The organism is Luteimonas sp. S4-F44 (assembly GCF_022637415.1).
Taxonomy (GTDB): Bacteria; Pseudomonadota; Gammaproteobacteria; order Xanthomonadales; family Xanthomonadaceae; genus Luteimonas.
Genome location: NZ_CP093340.1, coordinates 1,349,442 through 1,375,034, shown reverse-complemented (window position 1 = coordinate 1,375,034; position 25,593 = coordinate 1,349,442). Strand labels below are relative to the sequence as shown.

The following is a 25,593-nucleotide window of genomic DNA, read 5'->3' as shown; positions in this document are numbered from 1 at the left end:
GCCGACCGTGGCAGCGATACCAGGACGTCCCGTGGCGCGGCGCGATGGACCGCGTCGCGAATGCGCCTGGCGCGCGCGCCCGTCCGACCGGCCAAGGCCTCAGGGCTCCCCGTCACGATTGCCGACGGCGGCCGGGCCATCCGGCACGACGCCACGCACGCTCTGGAGTTGCGCCAGCACTGTGCGCAGCACGGCATCGGCGCCGCACAGGGCGTCGACCGACCAGGCGCCACCGCGGGCAAGCGTTTCCCGCAATGCGCCACTGGCGGGGGTGTCGTCAACGGCCAGCGTGTGGCCGTTGACCGCCCACAGCCGCGCACCCGCGCCGGCCGGGACTTCGAGAATCCGCGCGCCAGGCACTGTGCGAACACGATCACCTGATGCCAGTGTGGGCGACGCCAGACGACCGGGGACCGGCTCCAGTGCGCACGCACTGGCCCGGGCCAGACGATGCACAGAATCGGCCAGGTCGGCCGACGCGCCGGCCACCCATGCGCCCAGCGCGTCTGCATTGCGCGCGAGCATGGCAGGCAACTCGAGCGCGCCATCGGCGCCTGTGCCGCGGACCGGCAACGACGGCACGGCGTCCCCGTCCGGGCGTTCGGTCGGCACCAGGGACGCGAACAGATCGAGCAGTTCGCGAGTCGCGCCGACGCGGTGCCGGGGCATGGTCAAACGAAGCGCGATGCAGCCCGCGTCGCCGGTCTCCTGCCAAGCCTCGCCGCACGGGCGATACAGCAGCGCGCCGGCACCCGCGACCGCGACTTGGTGTCCGCTGCGCGCACAGGTCAACGCCACCTGACCCGACAACGGAAAGATCAGCGCCGCGTCCCGATGCGCGATCGCCTCCCGGCGATACCGGCCCAGCAGCAGGTGCGCCACGATCGGCCGTGCAGGACAGCCGAGATGCGCACACCAGGCCCACAGGAAGTTCCGGACGCGCATCCACGCCGCGACATCGGCGATCAGCGGCGCCTCGATCTCCAGCGATACCGCCTCGTCAGGTGCCCAGGCCTGCAGTCGACGCAGATAGTCTTCGCCCGACACATCCCGCTCGTCGGGCAACAGCGCGCCCGGCGCGCGGATCTCTGCCTGGCCGACGAAGAAGCGCACGGCGGGCAGCGTGAAAAAGCGGATGCCCGCGCGCGATGGCCTGCAAATTGCGATCGCCAGGCGATAGGCCGCGTCGGCCGACCAGGGCGCGACCACGCGAAACAAGCCGGGCGTCTCGCTGCGATGGCAAGACGCCAGACGACTCCAGTCCAGTTGGGCAGGCTGCGCCCGCGCCGCTGCCGTCTCCATGGCCGATGCGAGAGCCGCACGCGGCGGGCGTCGCCCGCCGGGTGCGGCGGCTGCACTCAGACGCAGTAGATCGTGCGCGAACAGCTGGCCTGCGGCGCGACGCCGGCGTTGTCGAGTGCGGTGCCCTTGGGTGCCGACTTCTGCATCTGCCCAATCAGATGATCGAGGGCCGACTTCGCATCGCCTGCCCGATCGTGGGCGGCGTCCCGCTCCTTGCTTGCGCTGACCTTGTTCATGCTCGTCTCCTTCGCGGTTGGGGATGACAGTTCGCCAGCCGTCTGTGACGGGCCGTCATCGAGGTAACGGCGGCGGCGCTCAGAAGCAGTAAATCGTCCGGAAGCAGGTCGACTGCGGCGCGATACCCGCGTTGTCGAGTGCGGTGCCCTTTGGCGCCTGCTTTTGCATCTGCCCGATCAGCCGATCGAGGCTGGACCTCGCATCGACAGCCGGATTGCAACGGGTCCCCTGATCCTTGCGTGCCTTGACCTTGTCCATGATCGTCTCCTGTGCTCGGTTGGGTGACAGCCCGGCGCGTCCTTGCGATCACCGGCGGATCCGGCGAGTCGAGTCGCACCGGCCCGCCGTCATCGACGGGCGGTTCCGGGGTAACACGGCGCAGCGAAGCCATGCAAATGAATGCGCCGCACACATGCGCGACCCATGACAGCGGTCACACCCCCACCCTTTCGCCTCCGCATCGCCCAGGTGCGGGTCTGCGACCGTCCCCACGCGAGCAGGTGCACAAACGACGCCGGCCGGGTCGAAGACCCGGCCGGCATTGAACACTTCGATGGTCCGCGCAGGCGCGGCCCTGGCAATCAAGCACCGCGATCAGGCGAACGCTTGCTGGCACCACGCCATCAACGGGCTCCAGAACAGCCCCAGGCCCAGCAGCGCCAGCGCATTGATCGCGAACACGATGCGCAGCAGCGGGCCCGGGCGCTGCGCGACCGGCGCGGCGTTGGGCGCATCGAAGTACATGACCTTGATCACGCGCAGGTAGTAGAACGCGCCGATGACCGCGAACACGATGCCGACGATCGCCAGCCACAGCAGGTCGCCTTCCAGTGCGCCCTGCAGCACCACCAGCTTGGCCCAGAAGCCGAGGAACGGCGGCACGCCGGCCAGCGAGGCCATGATGCACAGCACCAGGCCGGCCATCCACGGGCTGCGCTGGTTCAGCCCCTTGTAGTCGTCGATCCGATCGGCCTCGAAGCCGGCGCGGGAGAGCATGACGATCGCGCCGAACGAGGCGACCGACATGATCGCGTAGCTGATCGCGTAGAACATCGCCGCCGCATGTCCGGTCTCACCGCCACCAGCCAGGCCGAGAAACAGGAAGCCGACGTGCGAGATCGTCGAGTAGGCGAGCATGCGCTTGAGATTGGTCTGCGCGATCGCGAACAGGTTGCCGACCGCCAGCGACAGCGCCGCGAGCAGCGCCAGCAGCAGCTGCGACTGGTCGTGCACCTGACCCAGCGCGGTGTCGAGCAGGCGCCAGGCCATGCCGAACGCGGCCAGCTTGGGCACCGAGCTGATGAACGCGACGATCGGGGTCGGGGCACCGTGGTAGGTGTCGGGCAGCCACATGTGGAACGGCGCGGCGCCGAACTTGAACGCGATGCCCACCAGCACGAACACCATGCCGGTCAGCAACAGCACGCGCCCCTCGCCCACCAGCCCACCGACCGCCTGGTCGATGCCGGTCAGCGACAGCGTGCCGGTCGCACCGTAAATCAGCGACATGCCGAACAGCAGCATGCCCGAGGCCAGTGCGCCGAGGACGAAGTACTTCATCGCCGCTTCCGACGACAGCGGGTTGTCGCGGTCGCAGGCCACCAGCGCGTACGAACACAGGGCCAACAGCTCCAGGCCGACGTAGACCATCGTCATGTTGTTGGCCGAGACCAGCAGCATCATGCCGGCGCTGGTGAACAGGAACAGCACCGGGATCTCGCCCTGGTACAGGCCCCGCTCACGCAGGTAGGGCCATGCGTAGCCCAGCGCGATCGCACCGACGATCAGACCGGCGACCTTGAGCACATCGGCGCCGGCATCGCGGACGAACATGTCGGCCAGGATTGTGCCGTGGCCGCCGATGCCGGCAGCGATCAGCGCGGCCGCGCCAAGCATCGTGGCCACCGCCAGCGCATGGGTGACGATACGGCGGCGTGGGTCGAGGAACAGGTCGAGCATCAGCAGCGCGAACGCGCCCAGGATCACGACGAGCTCGGGCACGATCGGGCCGAGCTCGGCCAGCGTGCGGACGGGGGGCGTCATCGGAGCGGAAATCATCGCGGCACGGCTCTCATTGAATATGGACTCACAGCTTGCTGGCGGCGATCACGTTCGCCAGTTGCGCGATGGACGGCTCCATCAGGTCGATCAGCGGCTTGGGGTAGACACCGATCAGCAGCGTGCCCGCGGCGAACACACCCAGCACCAGCGCCTCGCGGCCATTGATGTCCTTGAGCGCGGCGACGTGCGCATTGGCGACCTCGCCGTAGAGCACGCGCTTGACCAGCCACAGGGTGTAGGCGGCGCCGATGATCAGCGTCATCGCAGCGAAGAAGCCGATCAGCGGATGGTTCTGGAACGCGGCCAGGATCACCATGAACTCGCCGACGAAGCCAGAGGTGCCCGGCAGGCCCGAGTTGGCCATCGCGAACAGCACGTAGAAGGCCGCGAACCAGGGCATCACGTTGGCGACGCCGCCGTAGTCCTTGATCATTCGGGTGTGCATGCGGTCGTACAGGATGCCGATGCACGAGAACATCGCGCCCGAGACGAAGCCGTGCGAGACCATCTGCACCATCGCGCCCTGCAGGCCCAGGCGGGCTGCATCGCCGGCGTCGACGTCGCGCACCAGCGCGAAAGCGATGAACACGCCCAGGGTCACGAAGCCCATGTGCGAAACCGAGGAATACGCGACCAGCTTCTTCATGTCCTGCTGGACCAGAGCCACCAGGCCGACGTAGACCACCGCGATCAGCGACAGCGCGATCACCAGCCACGCCCACTCGTGGCCGGCGTCGGGGGTGATTGGCAAATTGAAGCGCAGGAAGCCGTAGCCGCCGATCTTGAGCATGATCGCCGCTAGGATCACCGAGCCGCCGGTCGGCGCCTCGACGTGCGCATCGGGCAGCCAGGTGTGCACCGGGAACATCGGCACCTTGACCGCGAACGCGGCGAGGAACGCGAAGAACAGCCAGGTCTGCTCGGTCGCCGACAACCGCACCGCATACAGGTCGGGCAGCTGCCAGCTGCCGGCCTGCAGGTACAGGTAGATCAACCCGACCAGCATGAACACCGAGCCGAGGAAGGTGTAGAGGAAGAACTTGACCGAGGCATAGACGCGCCGCGGACCGCCCCACACGCCGATGATGATGAACATCGGGATCAGCATCGCCTCGAAGAACACGTAGAACAGCATCGCGTCCACGGCGCAGAACACGCCGATCATCATGCCCTCGAGGATCAGCATCGCGGCGTAGTACTGGTGCACGCGCTTGCTGACCGAGGTCCAGGCGCCGATCAGCACCAGCGCGGTGGTCAGCGTGGTCAGGATGATCAGCGCCACCGAGATGCCGTCCGCCCCCAGGTGGTACTCGATACCCAGCGACGGAATCCACTCGCGGCGCTCGAGGAACTGCATCCCCGCATTCGCGTAATCGAAGCCGGTGAACAGCGGCAGGCTGAGCACGAACACCGCCACGGCGACCGCGAGCGACACCCAGCGCACGGCATCGGCGCGGCGATCGCCCAAGGCGAGCACGCAGGCGCCGCCGAGGATCGGCAGCCAGATCAATAGACTGAGAAGAGGCCAGTTCGACACGTGGGTATTTCCGTCAGCGCCAGTACTTGATGAGGACGGCCAGGAGCACGATCAGGCCGACGATCATCGCGAATGCGTAGTGGTAGAGAGCGCCGGACTGCAGCCGGCGGACGAGGCCCGAGACCAGGTCGACGACGCGCGCCGAGCCGTTCACGAACAGGCCGTCGATGACCTTGGTGTCGAACACGCGCGAGAGCTTGCCCAGCGCGACGCCGCCACCGGCAAAACCGCCGATCCACAGGTCGTCGGCGAAGTACTTGCGCTCGAGCACCCGAATCGGCAGCGCGAACACGCGCGCGGCCTTGGCCGGCAGCTCGGGCTTCCACCAGTACATCACCGTGGCGAGCACGAAGCCGGCCACGACCAGCCAGAACGCCGGGGCGAGGAAGCCGTGCAGCGCGAACCCGACCGGGCCGTGCCAGAGCTCTTCCTTCAGCGTCGCCAGCACGTCGTTGGACGCCAGCACGTGGATCACGCCGTCGAAGAACCCGTTGCCCGCATGGTGGCCGCTCCAGTCGGTGCCGAAGAGCATCGGCCCGGCGGTGAAGTAGCCGATCAGGATCGACGGGATCGCCAGCAGGATCAGCGGCAGCGTGACCACCCACGGCGACTCGTGCGGTTCATGCGCGCCATGACCGTGGTCGTCGTCGTGCGCGTGGGCGACCGCGTGGCCGTGCCCGTCGTCGTCCAGCGGCTCGTGGTGCGTCTCCTGGCCGTGCGCATCGTGGGCAGCATGCGCATCGGAGGCGTGCGCCTCGCGGAAGCGCTCCTTGCCGAAGTACGTCATGTACAGCAGGCGGAAGCTGTAGAACGAGGTCACGAATGCGCCCAGCAGCACCGACCAGTACGCGTACTGGTACACCCAGCCGCCGTCGCCGGCGTGCTTGGCCGCCTCGATGATCGTGTCCTTGGAGTAGAAGCCGCTGAAGAACGGCGTGCCCACCAGGGCCAGCGTACCGATGACGCTGGTCCAGAACGTGATCGGCATGTACTTGCGCAGGCCGCCCATCTTGCGCATGTCCTGCTCGTGGTGCATGCCGATGATCACCGAGCCGGCCGCCAGGAACAGCAGCGCCTTGAAGAACGCGTGCGTCATCAGGTGGAACACCGCGGCCGAGTACGCCGACACGCCCAGTGCGACCGTCATATAGCCCAGCTGCGACAGCGTGGAGTACGCGACGACCCGCTTGATGTCGTTCTGCACGATGCCGATCAGGCCGGTGAAGAACGCCGTGGTCGCACCGATGAACAGAATGAACTGCAGCGCGGTCTCCGACAGCTCGAACAGCGGCGACATGCGCGCCACCATGAAGATGCCGGCGGTGACCATTGTGGCGGCGTGTATCAGCGCCGAGATCGGGGTCGGGCCTTCCATCGAGTCGGGCAGCCACACGTGCAGCGGGACCTGGGCCGACTTGCCCATCGCGCCGATGAACAGGCAGATGCAGACCAGCGTCGCCACCGACCACTCGAAGCCGCTGATGATCTCGACCGTCTGGCCGCCGCCGATCGTGGTGTCGGCGGCCGCGAACACGGTCGCATAGTCGAGGCTGCCGAACCAGTACAGCACGCCGGCGATGCCGAGCAGGAAGCCGAAGTCGCCCACACGGTTGACCAGAAACGCCTTCATGTTGGCGAACACCGCGCTGGGCTTCTTGAACCAGAAGCCGATCAGCAGGTACGACACCAGACCCACCGCTTCCCAGCCGAAAAACAGCTGCAGGAAGTTGTTGCCCATCACCAGCATCAGCATCGAGAAGGTGAACAGCGAGATGTAGCTGAAGAAGCGCTGGTAGCCCGGGTCTTCGGCCATGTAGCCGATCGTGTACAGGTGCACGAGCAGCGACACAAAGGTCACCACGACCATCATCATCGCCGTCAGGTTGTCGACCAGGAAGCCGACATGCGCCGAGTAGTTGCCGACCTCGAAGAACGTGTAGACGTTCTCATTGAACGGCGCGGCGCCCTGCAGCAGTTGCCACAGCGTGTAGACCGACAGTGCGCAGCTGATCGCCACGCCGGCGATCGTCGCCACGTGCGCGCCGGTGCGCCCGACCTGGCGTCCGAACAGGCCGGCAATGATCGAGCCCAGCAGCGGAGCCAGAACGATCGCGACCAGGATGCCCTTTGAAATGGTGTACTCCATGCCCGGCTCAGCCCTTCAGCGTGTCGAGTTCGGCGACGTTGATCGTGCGCCGGTTGCGGAACAGCGTGACCAGGATCGCCAGGCCGATCGCGGCCTCGGCCGCGGCCACGGTCAGGATGAAGAACACGAAGATCTGACCGGCGGCGTCGCCGTACTCGCGCGAGAACGCAACGAAGTTGACGTTGACCGCGAGCAGCATCAGCTCGATCGACATCAGCAGGATGATCACGTTCTTCCGGTTGAGGAAGATGCCCGCCACCGAGATGCAGAACAGCACGGCGCCCAGCGACAGGTAGTGGCCCAGCGACAGGCCGGTTCCGAACAACTCGGTCATTTCGCTTCTCCCTCGGTCGGCAGGTCGCCGGCATCGGCCGGGGCCTCGACCACCGGACGCACGGCGTCCATCTTCACCACGCGCATGCGGTCCTTGGCACGCACCCGCGCCTGCTCGCCCGGGTTCTGGTGCTTGGCGCCCGGCCGGCGGCGCAGCGTCAGCGTCACCGCAGCAATCACCGCGACGGTGAGGATCACCGCAGCGACCTCAAACGGCAGCAGAAAGTCGGTGAACAGCCGCCGGGCCAGCCACACCGTGTTCGAAACTCCGGCCGCGTCGACCGCATCGACCGCGAACGGCGTCATGCGACTGCGCACGCCGATCAACGCGAGGATTTCGAGCAGCATCACCACCGCCACGATCAGGCCGACCGGCAGGTAGCGCACATAGCCTTCCCGCAGCGGTGCGACATCGATGTCGAGCATCATCACCACGAACAGGAACAGCACCATCACCGCACCGACGTAGACCAGCACCAGCGCGATGCCGAGGAACTCGGCGCCGACCAGCAGCCAGGTGCAGGCGGTGGAGAAGAACGTCAGCACCAGGAACAGCGCCGCATGCACCGGGTTGCGGGCACTGATCACCGCAACCGCGGACATCACGGTCGTCGCGGCGAAGACGAGGAAGAAGATCAGGGCGAGGTCCATGGCTTACCTGTACGCGGAGTCGGCGGCGCGGCGTTCGGCGATCTCGGACTCGAGACGGTCGCCGATGGCCAGCAACTGCGGCTTGGTCACGATGTTCTCGCCGCGGTTCTCGAAGTGGTACTCGTGGATGTGCGTCTCGACGATCGAATCCACCGGGCACGATTCCTCGCAGAACCCGCAGTAGATGCACTTGAACAGGTCGATGTCGTAGCGCGTGGTGCGGCGGGTGCCGTCGGCGCGCTGCTCCGAATCGATCGTGATCGCCAGCGCCGGGCACACCGCCTCGCACAACTTGCACGCGATGCAGCGCTCCTCGCCGTTGGGATAGCGGCGCAGCGCGTGCAGCCCGCGGAAGCGCGGCGACTGCGGCGCCTTCTCCATCGGATACATCAGCGTGTACTTGTCCCGGAACAGATACCGGAACGTCAGTGCCATGCCGCCGAGCAATTCGAGCAGCAGCAGGCTCCTGAACCATGCAACGAACTTGCCCATCACTGCCCTGCCTCGAATACGCCGAAGTACGCCATCAACGCGGTGACCACGATCCAGCCGATGCTGATCGGGATGAACACCTTCCAGCCCAGCCGCATGATCTGGTCATAGCGGTAGCGCGGGAACGACGCACGGAACCAGATGAAGCAGCTGGCGAAGAAGAACACCTTCGCAAACAGCCACCACCAGCCGTCGACCGCCAGCCATTCGAGCACCGGCACGCCGTCGAACCAGCCCTGGAACGGCGACAGCCAGCCGCCGAGGAAGAACGTCGAGGTCAGGAAGCTGATCAGGATCATGTTCGCGTACTCGGCGAGGAAGAACAGCGCGAACGCCGACCCCGAGTACTCGACCATGTGGCCGGCGACGATCTCCGATTCGCCTTCGACGACGTCGAACGGCGCGCGGTTGGTCTCGGCCACACCGGACACGAAATAGATCACGAACAGCGGCAGCATCGGCAGCCAGAACCAGTCGAACAGGCCCTTGCCGCCGGACTGCGCCATGACGATCTCGCTGAGATTCAGGCTCCCGGCGCCGACCATCACGCCGACCAGCGCGAAACCCATCGCGATCTCGTAGCTGATCATCTGCGCCGAGGCGCGCATCGCACCCAGGAACGCGTACTTGGAGTTCGACGCCCAGCCGGCCAGGATGATCCCGTAGATGCCCAGGCTGGTCATCGCCAGCAGATACAGCAGGCCCGCGTTCGCGTTCGACAGCACCAGCTGCGCGTCGAACGGCACCACCGCCCAGGCCGCGAACGCCGGCGCGAGGGTGATCAGCGGCGCCAGCACGTACAGCACGCGCTGCGCGTTGGTCGGCTGGATGACTTCCTTGAACAGCAGTTTGAAGACGTCCGCGAAGGCCTGGAAGATGCCCATGCCGACGTACATCGGCCCGTGACGCACGTGCATCCAGCCGATCAGCTTGCGCTCCCAGACCACGTAGAACGCCACGGCGATGATCACCGGCATCGCGATCACGAGGATCTTGAGCACGATCCACAGCACCAAGCCGATGCCGCCCAGCGACAGCAGCGCGTCGTGCAGCGGCGCGGTCAGATCGCCGAGCAGCGTGGCGGTGTTCGTGACGCCGGCTTGCAGAGAGCTTGCTGTGGACATGCTCATGCCGCCACCACCTTGACCTTGCCGGCCACCAGCGCCGCGGTGGCGCCGTAGCCCGATTCCACCCATGCCGCGCCGGGCGCGACGCGGTCGTCGACGGCGACCTGCAGCGTGCCGGTACCCACCGCGTTGCTGACCTTGGCCATGCTGCCGTCGGCCACACCGTGCGCCGAGGCGTCATCGGGATGCAGCGCGATACGCGGACCCTGGGTCAGCGGATGGGACTGTAGCGCCGCGGCGCGACGGGTCAGCGCATCGACCCGATAGATCGCCTGGGTCACCGCCAGTTCGAGCCCGTCGCCGTCAACCATCGGGACCACAGAGGCCGCCACCGTCACGGTCCGCGGCTGCAGCCCGGCGCGCAGGCCGGCCAGATCGGTGAACTCGAAGCCCGGCACCGCCAACTCGCCGCCGAGCGCACGCAGGACCCGCCAGCCCGCCCGGGCATCGCCCGGCAGCTTGCCGGCGGCGGTCGCATACTGCTCGCGTCCGTCGAGGTTGGTCAGCGTGGCGTCGATCTCGGCGAGCGCGCCGATCGGCAGGATCACATCGGCGACGCTGCGCGTGGAGTCGCACGCGAACTGGCTGAACGCCACGACCTGCGCCGCACCCAGTGCCTGCATCGCCTGCGCCGGATCGGCGAAGTCAAGGCCCGGCTCGATGCCGTAGACCACATAGGCGCCGCGACGCTCGGCGAGCATCGCGTTGGCATCGCGCGTGGTCGGCAGCACGCCGGCACGCGTCAGGCCAACCGCATTCGCCCCCTGAGGGATCCGGCACAGCGCGGCGCCGGTCGACTGCGCCAGCGCGGCCGCGGCCTTGCGGATGTCGGCAGCGTGCGCGCTGGTCTCTGCCTGTGCGCCGACGATGATCGCCGCATGCTTGGCACCGCGCAGCGCGTCGGCGAGCTCGGTGACCTGCAACGTCTCGGCGATGCGCGACGGCGGCACGATGGCCTTGTCAGCGATGTCGAAGGTGAACTCGAAATCGACCGGGTTGACGACGTAGACCTTCGCGCCGCGCTTCCATGCCTGGCGCACGCGATGGTGCAGCAGCGGCACTTCATGGCGCAGGTTGGACCCGACGATCAGCACCGCGTCGGCCTTGTCGAGCTCGGCGACGGGCATCGCGAAGGCTTGCGCGACGGCGCCGTCGGACAGGTCGCGCTGGGCGATGCGGTGGTCGAGGTTGCCCGAGCCCAGGGCATCGGCCAAACGCGCCAGCAGCGCGCCCTCCTCGTTCGATGTGGCCGGGTGCACCAGCATGCCGAGTTCGTCGGCCGGGTTGTCGCGCAGGATCCGGGCCGCGCGCGTGAGCGCCTCGTCCCAGGTCGCCTCGCGCCACTGGCCGCCGTCCTTGATCTGCGGGTGCAGCGCACGGTCCTCGGCCGCCAGGCCCTGATGCGAATAGCGGTCGCGGTCCGACAGCCAGCACTCGTTGACCGCCTCGTTGTCGCGCGGGACCGCGCGCATCACTTCGCCGCGGCGCAGGTGCAGGAACAGATTGCTGCCCAGCGCGTCGTGGGCGCCGAGCGACTCGCGCGCGATCAGTTCCCACGGCCGCGCACGGAAGCGGAAGACCTTGTTGGTCAGCGCGCCGACCGGGCACACGTCGATGACGTTGCCCGACAGTTCGGTCGTCAACGGCTTACCGTCGTAGGTCCCGATCTGCAGGTTCTCACCGCGCTGCATGCCGCCCAGCTCGTAGGTGCCGGCGATCTCGGCGGTGAAGCGGATGCAGCGCGTGCACTGGATGCAACGCGTCATCTCGGTGGCGACCAGCGGGCCGAGGTCCTCGTCGGGCACCACGCGCTTGCGCTCGGAAAAGCGGCTGACCGAGCGGCCGTAGCCCAGCGACAGGTCCTGCAACTCGCACTCGCCGCCCTGATCACAGATCGGGCAGTCGAGCGGATGATTGATCAGCAGGAACTCCATCACGTTGCGCTGCGACTTGAGCGCCTTCTCGCTGCGCGTGGCGACCTTCATGCCGTCCATCACCGGCGTGGCACAGGCCGGCGCGGGCTTCGGGCTCTTCTCGACCTCGACCAGGCACATGCGGCAGTTCGCCGCGATCGCCAGCTTGTCGTGGTAGCAGAAGCGCGGGATCGCGATGCCGGCCTTGTCGGCGGCCTGGATGATCATCGAGCCCTTGGGCGCGGCCAGCTCGACGCCGTCGATGAAGACGGTGACGTGGTCGGGCGGCAGGTTCGGGTTTACAGGCTGCGCGCTCATGCGGTGACACTCTTCGTCATAGCGACAACGCCTCTCGAGTCGAGGGGCTGGACGCGTTCGCGCAAGGCGCGAATGCGGCCGGGGAGTTGGAGACGTGCTGCGCTCATGCGGCCACCGCCTTCGACACCACCGTACCGTTACGCTGGTCGTCGACCAGGAAGCGACGGTTGACGATCGCGTACTCGAACTCGTCCCAGAAGTGGCGCAGGAAGCCCTGCACCGGCCACGCGGCGGCCTCACCGAACGCGCAGATGGTGTGTCCCTCGATCTGGCCGGCAGCCGCCCGCAGCATCTGCAGGTCGTCGACGGTCGCCTTGTGTTCGGCGATGCGGGTGAGCATGCGGTACATCCAGCCGGTGCCCTCGCGGCAGGGCGTGCACTGGCCGCAGGACTCCTTGAAGTAGAAACGGGCGATGCGCTGGCAGGCGCGCACCATGCAGGTGGTCTCGTCCATCACGATGACCGCGCCCGACCCCAGGCCCGACCCGGCCTTCTGGATCGCGTCGTAGTCCATCGTCAGGCCCATCATCGTCTCGCCCGGCAGCACCGGCATCGACGAGCCACCCGGGATCACCGCCTTGATGCGGTGCCCGTTGCGCATGCCGCCGCACAGATCGAGCAGCTCGGAGAACGGCGTGCCCAGACGGATCTCATGATTGCCCGGACGCGCGACGTGGCCGGAGACCGAGAAGATCTTGCAGCCGCCGTTGTTGGGCTTGCCCAGATTCAGGAACCACTCCGGGCCGTTACGCACGATCGCCGGCACCGAGGCGTAGGTCTCGGTGTTGTTGATCGTGGTCGGCTTGCCGTACAGGCCGAAGTTCGCCGGGAACGGCGGCTTGAAGCGCGGCTGGCCCTTCTTGCCTTCGAGCGATTCCATCAGCGCGGTTTCCTCACCGCAGATGTAGGCGCCCGCGCCCAGCGCGTTGTAGATGTCGATGTCGACGCCCGAACCGAGCACGTTCTTGCCCAGCCAGCCGTTGGCGTAGGCCTCGGCAGTGGCTTCTTCGAGATGTTCGAACGGCTCGTGGTGGAACTCGCCGCGCAGATAGTTGTAGGCCACGCTCGAACCGGTCGCGTAGCAGGCGATCGCCATGCCCTCGATGACCGCATGCGGGTTGTAGCGCAGGATGTCGCGGTCCTTGGCGGTGCCCGGCTCCGACTCGTCGGAGTTGCAGAGGATGTACTTCTGCATCTCGCCCTTGGGCATGAAGCTCCACTTCAGGCCGGTCGGGAAGCCCGCGCCGCCGCGGCCGCGCAGGCCCGACTGCTTGACCATCTCGATGACGTCGGCCGGCGGGATCTTCTCTTCGAGGATCTTGCGCAGCGCGCTGTAGCCGCCCGTCTTGAGGTAGTTCTCGTAGCTCCACGGCTTGTCGAAATGCAGCGTGGTGTAGACCGCCTGGTGTTCCTTGGGCGCAGGCCCGACGGGCCCGTAGCCTTCGGAAGACTTGGGATGGTGATGTGCCATGTCCGCGCGTTGCCCTACTTCAGACCATCGAGCAGCTCGTCGACCTTTTCGGGCGAGAGCTTCTCGTGGTAGTGACCGTTGATGACCACGACCGGCGCGCCGCAGCACGCGGCGACGCATTCTTCCTCGCGCTTGAGGAAGACGCGACCGTCGGCCGTGGACTCGCCCAGCTTGCAGCCGAGCTTCTTCTCGGCGTGCGCGACCAGATCCTCGGCGCCGTTGAGCCAGCAGCTGATGTTGGTGCAGAAAGCGACGTTGTTGCGGCCGACCTTCTCGGTTTCGAACATCGAGTAGAACGTCGCGACCTCGTAGGCCCACACCGGCGGCAGGTCCAGGTACTTGGCCACGCCGGCGATGAGCTCGTCGGTGAGATAACCGCCGTTCTGTTCCTGTGCCGCAAACAAGCCCTGCAGCACCGCCGAACGCTTGCGGTCGGGCGGGAACTTGGTCAACCAGTGGTCGATGTGCGCGCGCGTGTCATCGCTGAGCACGACCATCGGGTCGACGTTGCGGGCGTTCTCGAAATTTCCGGTCGCCTTCATCGGTCGACTTCTCCGAACACGATGTCGTAGGTGCCGATCATCGCGACGACGTCCGAGAGCATGTGGCCCTTGGTGATCGCGTCCATCGACGAGAGATGCGCAAAGCCGGGCGCGCGCAGATGCACGCGGAACGGCTTGTTCGCGCCGTCGGAGACCAGATAGCAGCCGAACTCGCCCTTGGGCGCCTCGACCGCGCTGTAGGTCTCGCCCGCGGGCACGCAATAGCCCTCGGTGAACAGCTTGAAGTGGTGGATCAGCGCTTCCATGTCGTCCTTCATCTCCGCGCGGGAGGGCGGCGACACCTTGTAGTTGTCGAGCATGACCGGGCCGGGATTGGCCTTCAGCCACGCCACGCACTGGGCGATGATCCGTGCCGACTGGCGCATCTCGAAGATGCGGACCAGGTAGCGGTCGTAGCAGTCACCGTTGACGCCGACCGCGATATCGAAATCGACATCGGCATAGCGCGCATACGGCTGGGTCTTGCGCAGATCCCATTCGATGCCCGACCCGCGCAACATCGGACCGGTCATGCCCCAGGCCATCGCCTTTTCGGGCGGGATGACGCCGATGCCGACCGTGCGCTGCTTCCAGATGCGGTTGTCGGTGAGCAGGGTCTCGTACTCGTCGACGCGGCTGGGGAAGTCCTTGGCAAACGCCTCCAGGTAGTCGAGCATCGAGCCTTCGCGCCAGGCATTGAAGCGCTTGAGCTTCTCGCCCTTGCGCCAGCGCGACTCCTTGTACTGCGGCATGCGCTCAGGCAGGTCGCGGTAGACGCCGCCGGGCCGGTAGTAGGCCGCGTGCATGCGCGCGCCCGAGACCGCCTCATAGACGTCCATCAGCTCTTCGCGCTCGCGGAACGCGTAGAGCATCACCGCCATCGCGCCCAGATCGAGCGCGTTGGAGCCGACCCACATCAGGTGGTTGAGGATCCGCGTGATCTCGTCGAACAGCGTGCGGATCCACTGCGCGCGCTCGGGTGCCTCGACGCCCATCAGTGTCTCGATGGCGCGTACGTAGGCGTGTTCGTTGCACATCATCGACACGTAGTCGAGACGGTCCATGTAGCCGATCGACTGGTTGAACGGCTTGGACTCGGCCAGCTTCTCGGTTCCGCGATGCAGCAGGCCGATATGCGGATCGGCGCGCATCACCGTCTCGCCGTCCATTTCCAGGATCAGGCGCAGCACGCCGTGCGCGGCCGGATGCTGCGGACCGAAGTTGAACGTGTAATTGCGGATCTCCTGCTTGAGGACGTCCGAGCTCGGCGTGGTGTTCGCCTGGTGCAGGGAGGTGGTCGGCACGGCGCTCATTTGGTGTCCTCCGCGCGGCGGGCCATCTGCTCGCCGCTGGCGGTCGCATAGCGGGCATCGTCGCGGATCACACGCGGCACGCCGACGCGCGGCTCGACCGAGGTCACCGGCTCGTAGACCACGCGCTTGCGCTCGGCGTCGTAACGCACTTCGACGTTGCCGATCAACGGGAAATCCTTGCGGAACGGATGGCCGACGAACCCGTAGTCGGTCAGGATCCGGCGCAGGTCGGGATGGCCTTCGAAGATCACGCCGAACAGGTCGAACGCCTCGCGCTCGAACCAGTCGGCGACCGGCCACAGTCCGGTCAGCGAGGAGACCACCGGCAGGTCGTCGCTCGGCGCGAAGCAGCGCACCGTCAGGCGGCGGTTGTGGCGGATCGACAGCAACTGCGCGACCACCACGAAGCGGCGCTGCGGGACCGGGATCTCGGCGGTCGCATCGGGCTGGCCGACCTGGCGGCTCGGGGCTTCGCCGAAGCGGAAGCGGCCCGGGCCGCGGCCTTCAACACCGCGACTGAAACCCTCGGAGGACACCTCGGTGTCCCACTCGTCGCTGCCGTAGCCCAGGTAGTCGACGCCGCACAGGTCGATCAGCGATTCGAAACCGAACTCATCGCGCAACGCACGGCAGGTGTCGAGCCAGTCGCCGGCGGTGGTGATCGCCACCTCGCCGCGCGGCAGCGCGACGCTGACCTCGGCCTCTGCGAAGCGGGTGCGCAGGCGCGCGGCGAATGCGCTCGCCGATTCCCGAACAGGTTGGTCACGCATCGCGCAGCCCCGTCTTCTCGTCGCCGAAATTGGTGGCGCGGCGGATCTTCTTCTGCAGCTGCAGGATGCCGTAGACCAGCGCCTCGGCCGTCGGCGGACAGCCCGGCACATAGACGTCGACGGGCACGATGCGGTCGCAGCCGCGCACCACGGAATACGAATAGTGGTAGTAGCCGCCGCCATTGGCGCAGCTGCCCATCGAGATCACCCACTTCGGATCGGGCATCTGGTCGTAGACCTTGCGCAGCGCCGGGGCCATCTTGTTGACCAGGGTGCCGGCCACGATCATCACGTCGGACTGGCGCGGGCTGGGGCGGAACACCACGCCGTAGCGGTCCAGGTCCAGACGCGCCGCGCCGGCATGCATCATCTCCACCGCGCAGCAGGCCAGACCGAAGGTCATCGGCCACATCGAGCCGGTCCGCGCCCAGTTGAGCAGCGCGTCGGAACTGGTGGTGACGAAACCGCGCTCGAGCAGCGGGTTCTCGCCTTCGGGGCGCAGGATGTCATCGACCCGGCCTTCCGGCAGCGGGTTGTTCATCAGGCGCGCAACGGTCTGGCTCACTCCCATTCCAGCGCTCCCTTCTTCCACACGTAGATGAAGCCGAGCAGCAGCATGCCGGCGAAGATGCCCATTTCGATCAGGCCGAGCATGCCGAGTTCGCGGAACACGGTGGCCCAGGGCACGATGAAGATGATTTCCAGGTCGAAGACGATGAACTGGATCGCGATCAGGTAGTAGCGCACATCGAATTGCATGCGCGCGTCCTCGAATGCCTCGAATCCGCACTCGTAGGGCGACAGCTTCTCCAGCGACGGGCGCTTGGGCCCGAGCAGGTTGCCAACGACCAGCAAGGCGATGCCGATCCCCGTGGCAACGATCAGGAACAGCAGGGTCGGCAGATATTCGGCCAGCACTGGATTGTTCTCTCGGCTACAGCCGCACGATCGCGGCCTTGGCTCGACGTCGTGACGTCGCACTCACGAGGCGCCTGGGCGCCTCACGCATATCGGGGACCGCCGCCTTGGCGACGCCTCCACCGATCCCCCTAATTGTACCGTTTTCAGAACTGGCGAGTAAACGATTACCCCCGGGCGAACACGCGATTTCGACAGCCCGCACAAGGCCGCCCAGGCGCCGACCGGATCCAGGCGGTGAGAACGCGTCCCAACCGCCTCAAACGCCGCGCCTGAAAACGAAAAGCCCCCGCTTTCGCGGGGGCTTTTCGCCGGCGTGGCATCGCGTGCCGACGTCCGTATTTTCTGGTGCCCAAGGGGGGACTCGAACCCCCACGACCTAAGCCGCTACCACCTCAAGGTAGTGCGTCTACCAATTCCGCCACCTGGGCAAACCTGAAACCGCCCGAGCGCATTGCAACACCGCTCGGTAGCCGCGCATTGTAGCGCGAATTATTCCGACTGGGGAGCCTGCGGCGCAGGGTCCTGCGCCGGTGCCGACGGCACGGTCGCCGCATCCGCCGGCGCCTGCGGGACAGCGCCCGAGGCCGCAGGCGCTGCAGGCACGGCGGCATCGCCCTGCGGCGCTGCCGGCGCGGCCGGCGCCTGCTGCTGCGCCCCCATCACACCCAGATCCATGTCCAGCGCATTGGGGTTGGCACGATGCATCGCGTACCAGGCCATGAACAGGGTGATCGAGAAGAACGAGATCGCCAGCCATTTGGTGGCCTTGGACAGGAAGTTCGACGAACCGCGCGCGCCGAAGACCGTGGCCGAGGCGCCGCCGCCGAAGCCCGAACCGGCCGACGCACCGGCGCCGCGCTGCATCAGAACCAGGATGATCATCGCGATCGCGATGATGACGAACAGGAGGTTGAAGACGAACAGCATTGCGTGGGCGCTCGCAGAACGTGTGGTACGAGGGGCCGCTCAGCGCGCGGCTGCAGCGACGATGGCCAGGAAATCGGCGGCCGACAGCGAGGCTCCGCCGATCAACCCGCCGTCGACGTCCGGCTGCGCGAACAGCTCGGCCGCGTTGGCGGGCTTGACGCTGCCGCCATACAGGATCGGCAACGAATCGGCGATCTTAGCATCCCGTGCCGCGATTTCGCTACGGATGAAGGCGTGGACGGCCTGGGCCTGGTCCGGGGACGCGGTCCGGCCGGTGCCGATCGCCCAGACCGGCTCATAGGCGACCACCGCGTCAGCGAAGGCCGCCGCGCTGACCAGATCAAGCACCGGGCGCAGCTGGGCGGCAATGGCGTCCTCGGTGAGGCCGGCGTCGCGGTGCTGCAGCGATTCGCCGACGCACAGGATCGGCCGCAGCCCGGCGTTGACCGCTGCCAGGAACTTGCGCGCCACGTGCTCGCTGCTTTCGTTGTGGTACTGCCGACGCTCGGAATGGCCCACCAACCCGAAACGCGCGCCGACATCGATGAGCATCGTCGCCGACACCTCGCCGGTATAGGCGCCCTCCTGGTTGCTGCTGACATCCTGGGCGCCGAAGGCGAGGCCCTGGGCACCGGCGAAGGTTTCGGCCAGGTGGCCCAGATAAGGCAGCGGCGGCAGGACCACCACCTCGACCCCTGGCGTCGGGGTCGGCGTCGCGGCGATCCGCGATACCAGCGCATTGGCGAATTCACGGCTGCCGTGCAGCTTCCAGTTGCCGGCGACGATGCGTGGACGCATTGGCCATCCTCATGAATGCGGAACGCAGATTCTAGGCGCTGCACCCCAACGGGGCATAGCTGGGGAATCGGCCAGGCCTTCAAAGGCCGGTCTTCACATCGCAAAATAGCCGCAGCCGGCCCTCGCCGGCTTTTTGTTGCGCGGCCTGTGACGCGCTTTGCCCCACGATGACCCGGAGTTCCCGCATGCGTTCTTTCCCTGCCCGCACCGCCCTCGCCTGCGCATTCGCGCTGGCCCCCACGCTCGCCCTGGCCGCCGACGGCTGGACCGGCACCGGCGAGCTTGGCGTGGCGATTTCCAAGGGCAACACCGACAGCGAAACGATCGTCGGCAAGCTCGCGCTCGCTCACGAGACCGCACTTTGGAAGCATGCGGTGAATGCGTCTTTCCTCTACGGCACCGCCGACGAGGTCGAGAACGCACGCCGCTACGAACTGTTCGGTTCGTCCGGCTATCGGCTCGGCGAGCGGCACTACCTGTTCGGCTCGGCACGCAGTGAGCGCGACCATTTCAGCACCAACGAGTACCAGACCACGGTGGCCGGCGGCTACGGCTTCGAGGCCTTCATGGACGAGCGCACCAAACTGGTGTTCGAGATCGGCCCCGGTTATCGCTGGGCCAAGGAGCAGGACGTGCGCGTCCACAACAACGAGGCGATCGTCCGCGGCTTCATGGACTTCAGCCATCAGCTCAACGACAGCACCCGCCTCTACGACACGCTGCTGATCGAATCGGGCAGCGACAACACCTTCGCCCGCAACGAACTGGGCGTGCAGGTGAAGATGACCGACGCCCTCGCCCTCAAGGCCGGCTTCGAAGTCCGCCACAACACCGAGGTCACCGACGACCGCCAGCGCACCGATCGGCTGACGACGGTGAACGTGGTGTACGGGTTCTGAGAGGCGGCGAAGGGTGGAAGGCGATCCGAAGAGGCCGTAACGCGCCAAAGAACGGTTCTTCTCTGAAGTACGGGAATCGGGTTCCACTTCGGAGGGGCAGCGCCCTGCCAGCCGGAAGCCGCTCCCCCCTCGGTCAAGGCATCCTGCCTTGACTCGGGCGCGCGCCATCCATGGCGCGCTCGACGCGGCCTCCGGCTGCCAGTCCGCTGCTGCGGACGCAGGCAATCCGACTTCGGATAACGCAGCACCGCATACTGGGAGAAGTTGCGCACCGTCGGACGCGGTGCGTCGTGCTGGTCGGGGGTTGCGATAACGGGCCGTGGATGGCCCGCGGCGGCGAGTCAGCCAGGATGGCTGACCGAGCCGAGGAGCAGCCCCCGGCCGGCGCGACGCGCGTTCCGAAGACGCGCGTCTGATCGAGATAGAAGCGAGCCCTTCGGACTTCGGCGAGGAATCAGAAGAAACGGCGCCCAAGGGCGCCGTTTCCAAATCAGCTAGTACGCATCGCGAATCTCGTTACTTGAGCTTGATCTCGCGCAGTCGTTCCTCGAGATAGCCCTGAGCGGTGATCGGCTCGGGATAGCGGCTCGGGTTGTCGGCGGTCACCGTCGAGGGCAGCACGTCGATCAGGAAGTCCGGATTGGGGTGCAGAAAGAACGGGACCGAGTAGCGCGGCTGGCGCGCGGCCTCGCCCGGCGGGTTGGTCACCCGGTGCGTCGTCGACGGATACACATGATTGGTCAGGCGCTGCAGCATGTCGCCGATGTTGACCACGATGGTGTCGGCGTCCGACGTGAACGGCACCCATTCGCCCTCGTGCGAACGCACCTCCAGCCCGGCCGCACTGGCGCCGACCAGCAGCGTGATCAGGTTGATGTCCTCGTGCGCACCGGCGCGCACGTTGGGGATATCGTCGGCGGTGATCGGCGGATAGTGGATCGGGCGCAGGATCGAATTGCCGCTGTCGGTCTTGTCGGCGAACCAGTGCTCGGGCAGGCCGATGTGCAGCGCGAGCGCCGACAGCACCCGCGCGCCCAGCGCGTCGAGCGCCTGGTACAGCGCGTAGCCGTGCTCGCGGAAGCCCGGCACCTCGGACGGCCACAGGTTCGGCGGCATCACGTCGCGATACTTCGAATCGTCCGCGATCTCGCGGCCGATGTGCCAGAACTCCTTGAGGTCGAAGTGCTGGGCGCCCTTGGCGGTCTCGACCCCGAACGCGGTGTAGCCGCGCGCGCCGCCGCCGCCGGGGACGTGATACTTCCGCTTGGTCGCCTCGGGCAGCGCGAAGAACGCCTTGAAGACATCGTAGGCAGCATCGATCTGCGCCTGCGCAATGCCGTGGCCCTTGATGCCCGCAAAGCCCCACTGCCGGTAGGCGGCGCCGAGTTCGGCGACGAAGGCGTCTCGGTCAGTGTCGAATCGCCGGATGTCGAGCGTCGGAATGCGGGCGGTCATGTCAGGTCCTCCAGAAGTCAGGCAGCGGCCGCGCGCACGGCGTCGGCCAGTCGATCGAGCGTGGTTTGCATCAGCGCAGCGTCGTCGGCCTCGACGGTCACGCGCACGACCGGCTCGGTGCCCGACGGACGCAGGAAGGCGCGGCCGCGGCCCTCGACCGCCGCCTGCGCCTGCGTCAGCGCGGCCTGCACCGACGGTGCCTGGGCCGGTTTGGCATCGCCCGCGTAGCGCACATTGACGGTGCGCTGCGGCACTTTCGCCAGCCCATGCAGCGCCTGTTGCAGCGACACGCCCCGGCGGCGCAGCACTTCGAGCACCTGCAGCGCACTGATGATGCCGTCGCCGGTGCTGGCGCGATCCAGACACAGCAGGTGACCGGATGTCTCACCACCGAGCACGCCGTCGTGTTCGATCAGCGCCTGGTGTACATAGCGATCGCCGACCTTGGCGCGCAGGAAGCCGACGCCAGCTTCGGCGAAGGCACGCTCCAGCCCATAGTTGCTCATCAGCGTGCCGACGACCGGGCCTTGCAGGCGCCCCTGCTGCTGCCAGTCGAGGGCCAGCACGTACAGCAGGTCGTCGCCGTCGCGCACGGTCCCGTTGCTGTCGACGAACAACACGCGGTCGCCGTCGCCGTCGAAAGCGATGCCGAGGTTGGCACCGCTGTGGCTGACGCGTGCAGCCAGGCCTTCAGGATGGGTCGAGCCGACGCCGTCGTTGATATTGACGCCGTTGGGCTCGGCGCCGATCACCTCGACCTGGGCGCCCAACTCGCGCAGCACGATCGGCCCGACCTGGTAGGTCGCGCCGTTGGCGCAGTCGACGACGATGCGCATGCCGTCGAGGTCGAAGCCGCGCGGCACCGAGGCCTTGCAGGCCTCGACGTAGCGGCCGACCGCATCGCGCGTGCGCACCGCCTTGCCCAACCGCTCCGACGGCACGGTGCGGAACGGCTGGTCGAGCGCGGCCTCGATCGCCAGTTCGGTGGCGTCGTCGAGTTTCTCGCCCTGCGCACTGAAGAACTTGATGCCGTTGTCGTGGTGCGGGTTATGCGAGGCGGAAATCACGATGCCGCCGTCCGCGCCGAGCGAGCGCGTAAGGTGCGCGACCGCAGGCGTGGGCATCGGGCCCATCAGCTGCACGTCGACCCCGGCCGCGACCAGGCCGGCTTCGAGCGCGGCCTCGAACATGTAGTTGGAGATCCGCGTGTCCTTGCCGATCACCACCTGCGGCCGTCGCCAGTCGGCGCCGCGCGCGCGCAGCGAATGGCCATAGGCGTTGCCCAGGCGCAGCACGAAATCGGCTGAGATCGACCCCTCGCCCACCCGACCGCGGATACCGTCGGTACCGAAGTACCTGCGGCTCACGCGGCAGCCTCGGAAGGCGCGTCCTGCCGGCTCAGCAGCGCCAGCAGGCGCGCGATGCGCGGACGCAGTTCGCGGCGGTCACAGATCTGGTCGATCGCGCCGTGTTCGAGCAGGAACTCGCTGCGCTGGAAGCCTTCGGGCAGGGTCTCGCGCACGGTCTGCTCGATCACGCGCGGGCCAGCGAAGCCGATCAACGCCTCGGGCTCGGCCATGTTGATGTCGCCGAGCATGGCGAACGAGGCCGAGGCGCCGCCGAAGGTCGGGTTGGTGAGCACCGAGATGTACGGCAGGCCGGCCTCGCGCAGGCGGCCGAGCGCGGCCGAGGTCTTGGCCATCTGCATCAGCGAGAACATGCTCTCCTGCATGCGCATGCCGCCGCTGGCGGCGAAGCTGACGAACGGGGTGCCGGCAGCCAGCGCCTGCTCGGCGGCGCGCGCGAACTTCTCGCCGCCGACCGAGCCCATCGAGCCGCCCATGTAGGCGAAGTCCATTGCACTGGCGACGATCGGGCGCTGCATCAACGTGCCCTGCATCGCGACCAGCGTGTCGCGCTCGCCGGTCGAGCGCTGCGCGGCCTTGATGCGGTCGGAATACTTCTTCTGGTCCTTGAACTTCAGGACGTCGGTCGGGCCGAGGTCGGCCGCGATCTCCTGCACGCTGCCCGGGTCCAGGAACGCTTTCAGGCGCGCGCGCGCGCGGATCGGGCGGTGAAACCCGCACTTGGGGCAGACCTCGAGATTCTCTTCCAGCTCGGGGCCGTAGAGCACGGCGCTGCAGCGCTCGCACTTCTCCCACAGGCCCTCGGGAACGCTGCGCTTGCGGACCGCGGCGGCATCGGTGCGGATGCGCGGCGGCATGATCTTCTGCAACCAGGACATGGCTCGTGTACTCCCGCCGGCCCGTACGGGGCCGCGAAGCGCGGAAGTGTAACCGACGGCCGGGGCCGGGCCGCGCCGTTCAGGCAGCGTCGAGCGCGGCCCGCAGCGGCGCCAGGAACGCCCCGGCGCGGCGCGCGGCCTCGCCCGGATCGGCAGCCTCGGCCATCTCGGCGACCAGGGCGCTTCCCACGACCACGCCATCGGCGTCGGCCGCCATCGCCGCGGCCCCGGCGGCGTCGCGGATGCCGAAGCCGGCAACGACCGGCGCACGGCTGGCCTGTCGCAGCGTCCGCAATCTGGCCGAGGCCTGCGTCGGGTCGAGCCGATCGGAGGCGCCGGTGACCCCGGCGAAGCTGACGTAGTACAGGTAGCCCTGCGCCTGCGCGCACAAGGTCTCGATGCGGGCGGCATCGGTCGTCGGCGACGCCAGCAGGATCAGCGCCAGGCCCTGGGCATCGAATGCGGCGCGGTACTCCCCGGCCTCCTCGGGCGGCAGGTCCACCAGCAGCACGCCATCGACGCCGGCCTCGCGCGCCTGCGCGGCGAAGGCCGCCGGGCCACGGATATCGATCGGGTTGAGATAGCCCATCAGCACGACCGGGGTCGCGGCATCTCTCGCCCGGAACGCCCGCACCGTATCGAGCACCCAGGCCATGCCGGCGCCGCGTGCGAGCGCGCGTTCGGAGCTGCGCTGGATCGTCGGGCCGTCGGCCATCGGGTCGGAGAACGGCACGCCGAGTTCGAGGATGTCCGCGCCCGCCTCGACCAGCGCATGCATCACCGGCACCGTGGCCTCCAGCGACGGATCGCCGGCGGTGACGAACGGGATCAGCGCCTTGCGGCCGCTGGCGCGCAAGGCGGCGAAACAGGCCTCGAGTCGGGACGTTGCAGATCCGGTGGCCGCGCTCACAGCGTGAACCCCTCGCGCCCGGCGATCGTGTGCACGTCCTTGTCGCCGCGGCCCGACAGGTTCGCCAGCACGATCGCGTCCTTGGGCAGGTCGCGTGCAAGCTTGATCGCCTGGGCGATGGCGTGACTGGATTCGAGTGCCGCAAGAATGCCCTCGGTCCGGGCGAGTTGGTGGAACGCGGCCAGCGCTTCGTCGTCGGTGACACCGACATACTGCGCGCGGCCGGCATCGGCCAGGAACGCATGCTCGGGGCCGACGCCCGGATAGTCGAGACCGGCGGAGACCGAGTGCGTCTCGGTGATCTGACCGTCGTCGTCGCAGATCACATAGGTGCGGTTGCCGTGCAGCACGCCCGGCCGGCCGGCCGCGATCGACGCGGCGTGGCGACCGGTCGCGATGCCGTCGCCGGCGGCCTCGGCGCCGACGATGCGCACATCCGGGTCGTTGAGGAAGGCGTGGAACAGGCCGATCGCATTGCTGCCGCCGCCCACGCAGGCGGTGATCGCGTCGGGCAGCCGTCCGTACTCGGCGAGCATCTGTGCCCGCGCCTCACGACCGACGATGGCGTTGAAGTCGCGGACCATGCGCGGATACGGGTCGGGCCCGGCGACGGTGCCGATGATGTAGAAGGTATCGGCGATGTTGGTCACCCAGTCGCGCATCGCCTCGTTGAGCGCATCCTTGAGCGTCGCCGAGCCCGAGGTCACCGGCACCACCTGCGCGCCGAGCAGGCGCATGCGGTAGACGTTGATCTTCTGCCGCTCGATGTCGGTCGCGCCCATGTAGACCACGCACTCGAGCCCCAGTCGCGCGGCGACGGTCGCCGAGGCCACGCCATGCTGGCCGGCGCCGGTCTCGGCGATGATCCGGGTCTTGCCCATGCGGCTGGCGAGCAACGCCTGGCCGATGGTGTTGTTGATCTTGTGCGCGCCGGTGTGATTGAGGTCCTCGCGCTTGAGCAGGATGCGCGCCCCGCCGACCGCGTCGCTGAGCCGCTGCGCGTGATAGATCGGGCTGGGCCGACCGACGTAATGCGCCAGGTCAGCGTCGAACGCCTGCTGGAACGCGGGATCGACCTTCGCGGCGTCGTAGGCGGCGGCGAGTTCGGCGACCGGCCCGACCAGCGTCTCGGCGACGAAGCGGCCCCCGTAGCGACCGAAATGGCCGGCGGCATCGGGATAGGCGTGGAAATCGGTGATCGGAACGTCGGACATCGAAAGAGACG

General features: G+C 67.5%; 25 protein-coding genes and 1 tRNA gene. 1 reads left to right on the top strand and 25 read right to left on the bottom strand.

The features are described from left to right. Nucleotides 1–99 precede the first annotated feature (99 nt). The 20 genes from MNO14_RS06245 to tpiA form a co-directional block, all read right to left on the bottom strand. On the bottom strand, nt 100–1,302 hold the full coding sequence (locus MNO14_RS06245; RefSeq protein ID WP_241945856.1) for a hypothetical protein: 1,203 nt from the start codon (nt 1,300–1,302) through the stop codon (nt 100–102). Between the two features lie 56 nt (nt 1,303–1,358). After that, nucleotides 1,359–1,538, bottom strand: a complete 180-nt coding sequence (locus MNO14_RS06240; RefSeq protein WP_241945855.1) for a hypothetical protein — start codon at nt 1,536–1,538, stop codon at nt 1,359–1,361. Nucleotides 1,539–1,617: 79 nt separating this feature from the next. After that, nucleotides 1,618–1,797 (bottom strand): hypothetical protein, encoded by a 180-nt coding sequence (locus MNO14_RS06235; protein WP_241945854.1) that lies wholly within the window; start codon nt 1,795–1,797, stop codon nt 1,618–1,620. A gap of 336 nt (nt 1,798–2,133) precedes the next feature. After that, nucleotides 2,134–3,597, bottom strand: a complete 1,464-nt coding sequence (nuoN, locus tag MNO14_RS06230; protein ID WP_241945853.1) for an NADH-quinone oxidoreductase subunit NuoN — start codon at nt 3,595–3,597, stop codon at nt 2,134–2,136. A gap of 28 nt (nt 3,598–3,625) precedes the next feature. Beyond that, nucleotides 3,626–5,137 carry an NADH-quinone oxidoreductase subunit M gene (locus MNO14_RS06225; RefSeq protein WP_241945852.1) on the bottom strand — a complete coding sequence of 504 codons (1,512 nt, stop codon included), beginning with the start codon at nt 5,135–5,137 and terminating at the stop codon, nt 3,626–3,628. A gap of 13 nt (nt 5,138–5,150) precedes the next feature. Further along, on the bottom strand, nt 5,151–7,283 hold the full coding sequence (gene nuoL / locus MNO14_RS06220) for an NADH-quinone oxidoreductase subunit L (protein ID WP_241945851.1): 2,133 nt from the start codon (nt 7,281–7,283) through the stop codon (nt 5,151–5,153). Between the two features lie 7 nt (nt 7,284–7,290). Further along, nucleotides 7,291–7,617: an NADH-quinone oxidoreductase subunit NuoK gene (gene nuoK / locus MNO14_RS06215; protein ID WP_183426498.1), complete on the bottom strand. Its 327-nt coding sequence runs from the start codon at nt 7,615–7,617 to the stop codon at nt 7,291–7,293. Then, complete coding sequence (locus MNO14_RS06210; protein ID WP_183426499.1) at nt 7,614–8,267, bottom strand: NADH-quinone oxidoreductase subunit J; 654 nt, start codon at nt 8,265–8,267, stop codon at nt 7,614–7,616. Before MNO14_RS06210 ends, nuoK begins: the two co-directional genes overlap by 4 nt. A 3-nt stretch (nt 8,268–8,270) precedes the next feature. Then, a complete protein-coding gene (gene nuoI, locus MNO14_RS06205) occupies nt 8,271–8,759 on the bottom strand; it encodes an NADH-quinone oxidoreductase subunit NuoI (RefSeq protein WP_183426500.1) in 489 nt (162 codons plus the stop codon). Next, nucleotides 8,759–9,889, bottom strand: coding sequence for an NADH-quinone oxidoreductase subunit NuoH (gene nuoH, locus MNO14_RS06200; protein WP_241945850.1), 1,131 nt, complete (start codon nt 9,887–9,889; stop codon nt 8,759–8,761). Before nuoH ends, nuoI begins: the two co-directional genes overlap by 1 nt. Then, the gene (gene nuoG, locus MNO14_RS06195) at nt 9,886–12,117 is read right to left on the bottom strand and encodes an NADH-quinone oxidoreductase subunit NuoG (protein ID WP_241945849.1); all 2,232 of its coding nucleotides are present in this window, start codon (nt 12,115–12,117) and stop codon (nt 9,886–9,888) included. Before nuoG ends, nuoH begins: the two co-directional genes overlap by 4 nt. A 103-nt stretch (nt 12,118–12,220) precedes the next feature. After that, the gene (nuoF, locus tag MNO14_RS06190) at nt 12,221–13,588 is read right to left on the bottom strand and encodes an NADH-quinone oxidoreductase subunit NuoF (RefSeq protein WP_241945848.1); all 1,368 of its coding nucleotides are present in this window, start codon (nt 13,586–13,588) and stop codon (nt 12,221–12,223) included. Nucleotides 13,589–13,602: 14 nt separating this feature from the next. Then, nucleotides 13,603–14,130, bottom strand: coding sequence for an NADH-quinone oxidoreductase subunit NuoE (gene nuoE, locus MNO14_RS06185; RefSeq protein WP_241945847.1), 528 nt, complete (start codon nt 14,128–14,130; stop codon nt 13,603–13,605). Beyond that, nucleotides 14,127–15,443 (bottom strand): NADH-quinone oxidoreductase subunit D, encoded by a 1,317-nt coding sequence (locus MNO14_RS06180; RefSeq protein WP_241945846.1) that lies wholly within the window; start codon nt 15,441–15,443, stop codon nt 14,127–14,129. Before MNO14_RS06180 ends, nuoE begins: the two co-directional genes overlap by 4 nt. After that, nucleotides 15,440–16,213 carry an NADH-quinone oxidoreductase subunit C gene (locus tag MNO14_RS06175; protein WP_241945845.1) on the bottom strand — a complete coding sequence of 258 codons (774 nt, stop codon included), beginning with the start codon at nt 16,211–16,213 and terminating at the stop codon, nt 15,440–15,442. The genes MNO14_RS06180 and MNO14_RS06175 overlap by 4 nt, the downstream gene beginning before the upstream one ends. Continuing rightward, nucleotides 16,206–16,784 carry an NADH-quinone oxidoreductase subunit B gene (locus MNO14_RS06170; protein WP_183426506.1) on the bottom strand — a complete coding sequence of 193 codons (579 nt, stop codon included), beginning with the start codon at nt 16,782–16,784 and terminating at the stop codon, nt 16,206–16,208. The genes MNO14_RS06175 and MNO14_RS06170 overlap by 8 nt, the downstream gene beginning before the upstream one ends. Next, on the bottom strand, nt 16,775–17,131 hold the full coding sequence (locus MNO14_RS06165) for an NADH-quinone oxidoreductase subunit A (protein ID WP_183426507.1): 357 nt from the start codon (nt 17,129–17,131) through the stop codon (nt 16,775–16,777). The genes MNO14_RS06170 and MNO14_RS06165 overlap by 10 nt, the downstream gene beginning before the upstream one ends. A 346-nt stretch (nt 17,132–17,477) precedes the next feature. Beyond that, a tRNA-Leu gene (locus tag MNO14_RS06160) sits at nt 17,478–17,562 on the bottom strand. A 61-nt stretch (nt 17,563–17,623) separates the two neighbouring features. Then, nucleotides 17,624–18,061, bottom strand: a complete 438-nt coding sequence (gene secG / locus MNO14_RS06155; RefSeq protein ID WP_241945844.1) for a preprotein translocase subunit SecG — start codon at nt 18,059–18,061, stop codon at nt 17,624–17,626. A 39-nt stretch (nt 18,062–18,100) separates the two neighbouring features. Continuing rightward, complete coding sequence (tpiA, locus tag MNO14_RS06150) at nt 18,101–18,859, bottom strand: triose-phosphate isomerase (RefSeq protein WP_241945843.1); 759 nt, start codon at nt 18,857–18,859, stop codon at nt 18,101–18,103. 185 nt (nt 18,860–19,044) lie between these two features. Here tpiA and MNO14_RS06145 point away from each other — a divergent pair, with 185 nt between their 5' ends. After that, nucleotides 19,045–19,758, top strand: coding sequence for a DUF481 domain-containing protein (locus tag MNO14_RS06145; RefSeq protein WP_241945842.1), 714 nt, complete (start codon nt 19,045–19,047; stop codon nt 19,756–19,758). 516 nt (nt 19,759–20,274) lie between these two features. Here the strand turns inward: MNO14_RS06145 and MNO14_RS06140 are convergent. From MNO14_RS06140 to trpB, 5 genes are all read right to left on the bottom strand, one after another. Beyond that, entirely contained in the window at nt 20,275–21,213 is a 939-nt protein-coding gene (locus MNO14_RS06140) for a 2-oxoglutarate and iron-dependent oxygenase domain-containing protein (RefSeq protein ID WP_241945841.1), read from the bottom strand. 17 nt (nt 21,214–21,230) lie between these two features. Next, complete coding sequence (gene glmM / locus MNO14_RS06135; protein WP_241945840.1) at nt 21,231–22,580, bottom strand: phosphoglucosamine mutase; 1,350 nt, start codon at nt 22,578–22,580, stop codon at nt 21,231–21,233. After that, a complete protein-coding gene (accD, locus tag MNO14_RS06130) occupies nt 22,577–23,458 on the bottom strand; it encodes an acetyl-CoA carboxylase, carboxyltransferase subunit beta (protein ID WP_241945839.1) in 882 nt (293 codons plus the stop codon). The genes glmM and accD overlap by 4 nt, the downstream gene beginning before the upstream one ends. A gap of 79 nt (nt 23,459–23,537) precedes the next feature. Further along, the gene (gene trpA, locus MNO14_RS06125) at nt 23,538–24,368 is read right to left on the bottom strand and encodes a tryptophan synthase subunit alpha (RefSeq protein ID WP_241945838.1); all 831 of its coding nucleotides are present in this window, start codon (nt 24,366–24,368) and stop codon (nt 23,538–23,540) included. Beyond that, nucleotides 24,365–25,582, bottom strand: a complete 1,218-nt coding sequence (gene trpB, locus MNO14_RS06120) for a tryptophan synthase subunit beta (protein WP_241945837.1) — start codon at nt 25,580–25,582, stop codon at nt 24,365–24,367. The genes trpA and trpB overlap by 4 nt, the downstream gene beginning before the upstream one ends. Nucleotides 25,583–25,593 lie beyond the last annotated feature (11 nt).

Coding starts and splice junctions, on each gene's coding strand:
- MNO14_RS06210 (WP_183426499.1), bottom strand. CDS start 8,267: ATGGACCTCGCCCTGATCTTCTTCCTCGTCTTCGCCGCGACGACCGTG.
- nuoL (WP_241945851.1), bottom strand. CDS start 7,283: ATGGAGTACACCATTTCAAAGGGCATCCTGGTCGCGATCGTTCTGGCT.
- MNO14_RS06175 (WP_241945845.1), bottom strand. CDS start 16,213: ATGCGTGACCAACCTGTTCGGGAATCGGCGAGCGCATTCGCCGCGCGC.
- trpB (WP_241945837.1), bottom strand. CDS start 25,582: ATGTCCGACGTTCCGATCACCGATTTCCACGCCTATCCCGATGCCGCC.
- MNO14_RS06240 (WP_241945855.1), bottom strand. CDS start 1,538: ATGAACAAGGTCAGCGCAAGCAAGGAGCGGGACGCCGCCCACGATCGG.
- accD (WP_241945839.1), bottom strand. CDS start 23,458: ATGTCCTGGTTGCAGAAGATCATGCCGCCGCGCATCCGCACCGATGCC.
- MNO14_RS06140 (WP_241945841.1), bottom strand. CDS start 21,213: ATGACCGCCCGCATTCCGACGCTCGACATCCGGCGATTCGACACTGAC.
- nuoI (WP_183426500.1), bottom strand. CDS start 8,759: ATGGGCAAGTTCGTTGCATGGTTCAGGAGCCTGCTGCTGCTCGAATTG.
- nuoE (WP_241945847.1), bottom strand. CDS start 14,130: ATGAAGGCGACCGGAAATTTCGAGAACGCCCGCAACGTCGACCCGATG.
- MNO14_RS06180 (WP_241945846.1), bottom strand. CDS start 15,443: ATGAGCGCCGTGCCGACCACCTCCCTGCACCAGGCGAACACCACGCCG.
- nuoF (WP_241945848.1), bottom strand. CDS start 13,588: ATGGCACATCACCATCCCAAGTCTTCCGAAGGCTACGGGCCCGTCGGG.
- nuoN (WP_241945853.1), bottom strand. CDS start 3,597: ATGATTTCCGCTCCGATGACGCCCCCCGTCCGCACGCTGGCCGAGCTC.
- MNO14_RS06245 (WP_241945856.1), bottom strand. CDS start 1,302: ATGGAGACGGCAGCGGCGCGGGCGCAGCCTGCCCAACTGGACTGGAGT.
- secG (WP_241945844.1), bottom strand. CDS start 18,061: ATGCTGTTCGTCTTCAACCTCCTGTTCGTCATCATCGCGATCGCGATG.
- MNO14_RS06145 (WP_241945842.1), top strand. CDS start 19,045: ATGCGTTCTTTCCCTGCCCGCACCGCCCTCGCCTGCGCATTCGCGCTG.
- nuoH (WP_241945850.1), bottom strand. CDS start 9,889: ATGAGCATGTCCACAGCAAGCTCTCTGCAAGCCGGCGTCACGAACACC.
- nuoG (WP_241945849.1), bottom strand. CDS start 12,117: ATGAGCGCGCAGCCTGTAAACCCGAACCTGCCGCCCGACCACGTCACC.
- MNO14_RS06235 (WP_241945854.1), bottom strand. CDS start 1,797: ATGGACAAGGTCAAGGCACGCAAGGATCAGGGGACCCGTTGCAATCCG.
- tpiA (WP_241945843.1), bottom strand. CDS start 18,859: ATGCGTCCACGCATCGTCGCCGGCAACTGGAAGCTGCACGGCAGCCGT.
- nuoK (WP_183426498.1), bottom strand. CDS start 7,617: ATGACCGAGTTGTTCGGAACCGGCCTGTCGCTGGGCCACTACCTGTCG.
- MNO14_RS06170 (WP_183426506.1), bottom strand. CDS start 16,784: ATGGGAGTGAGCCAGACCGTTGCGCGCCTGATGAACAACCCGCTGCCG.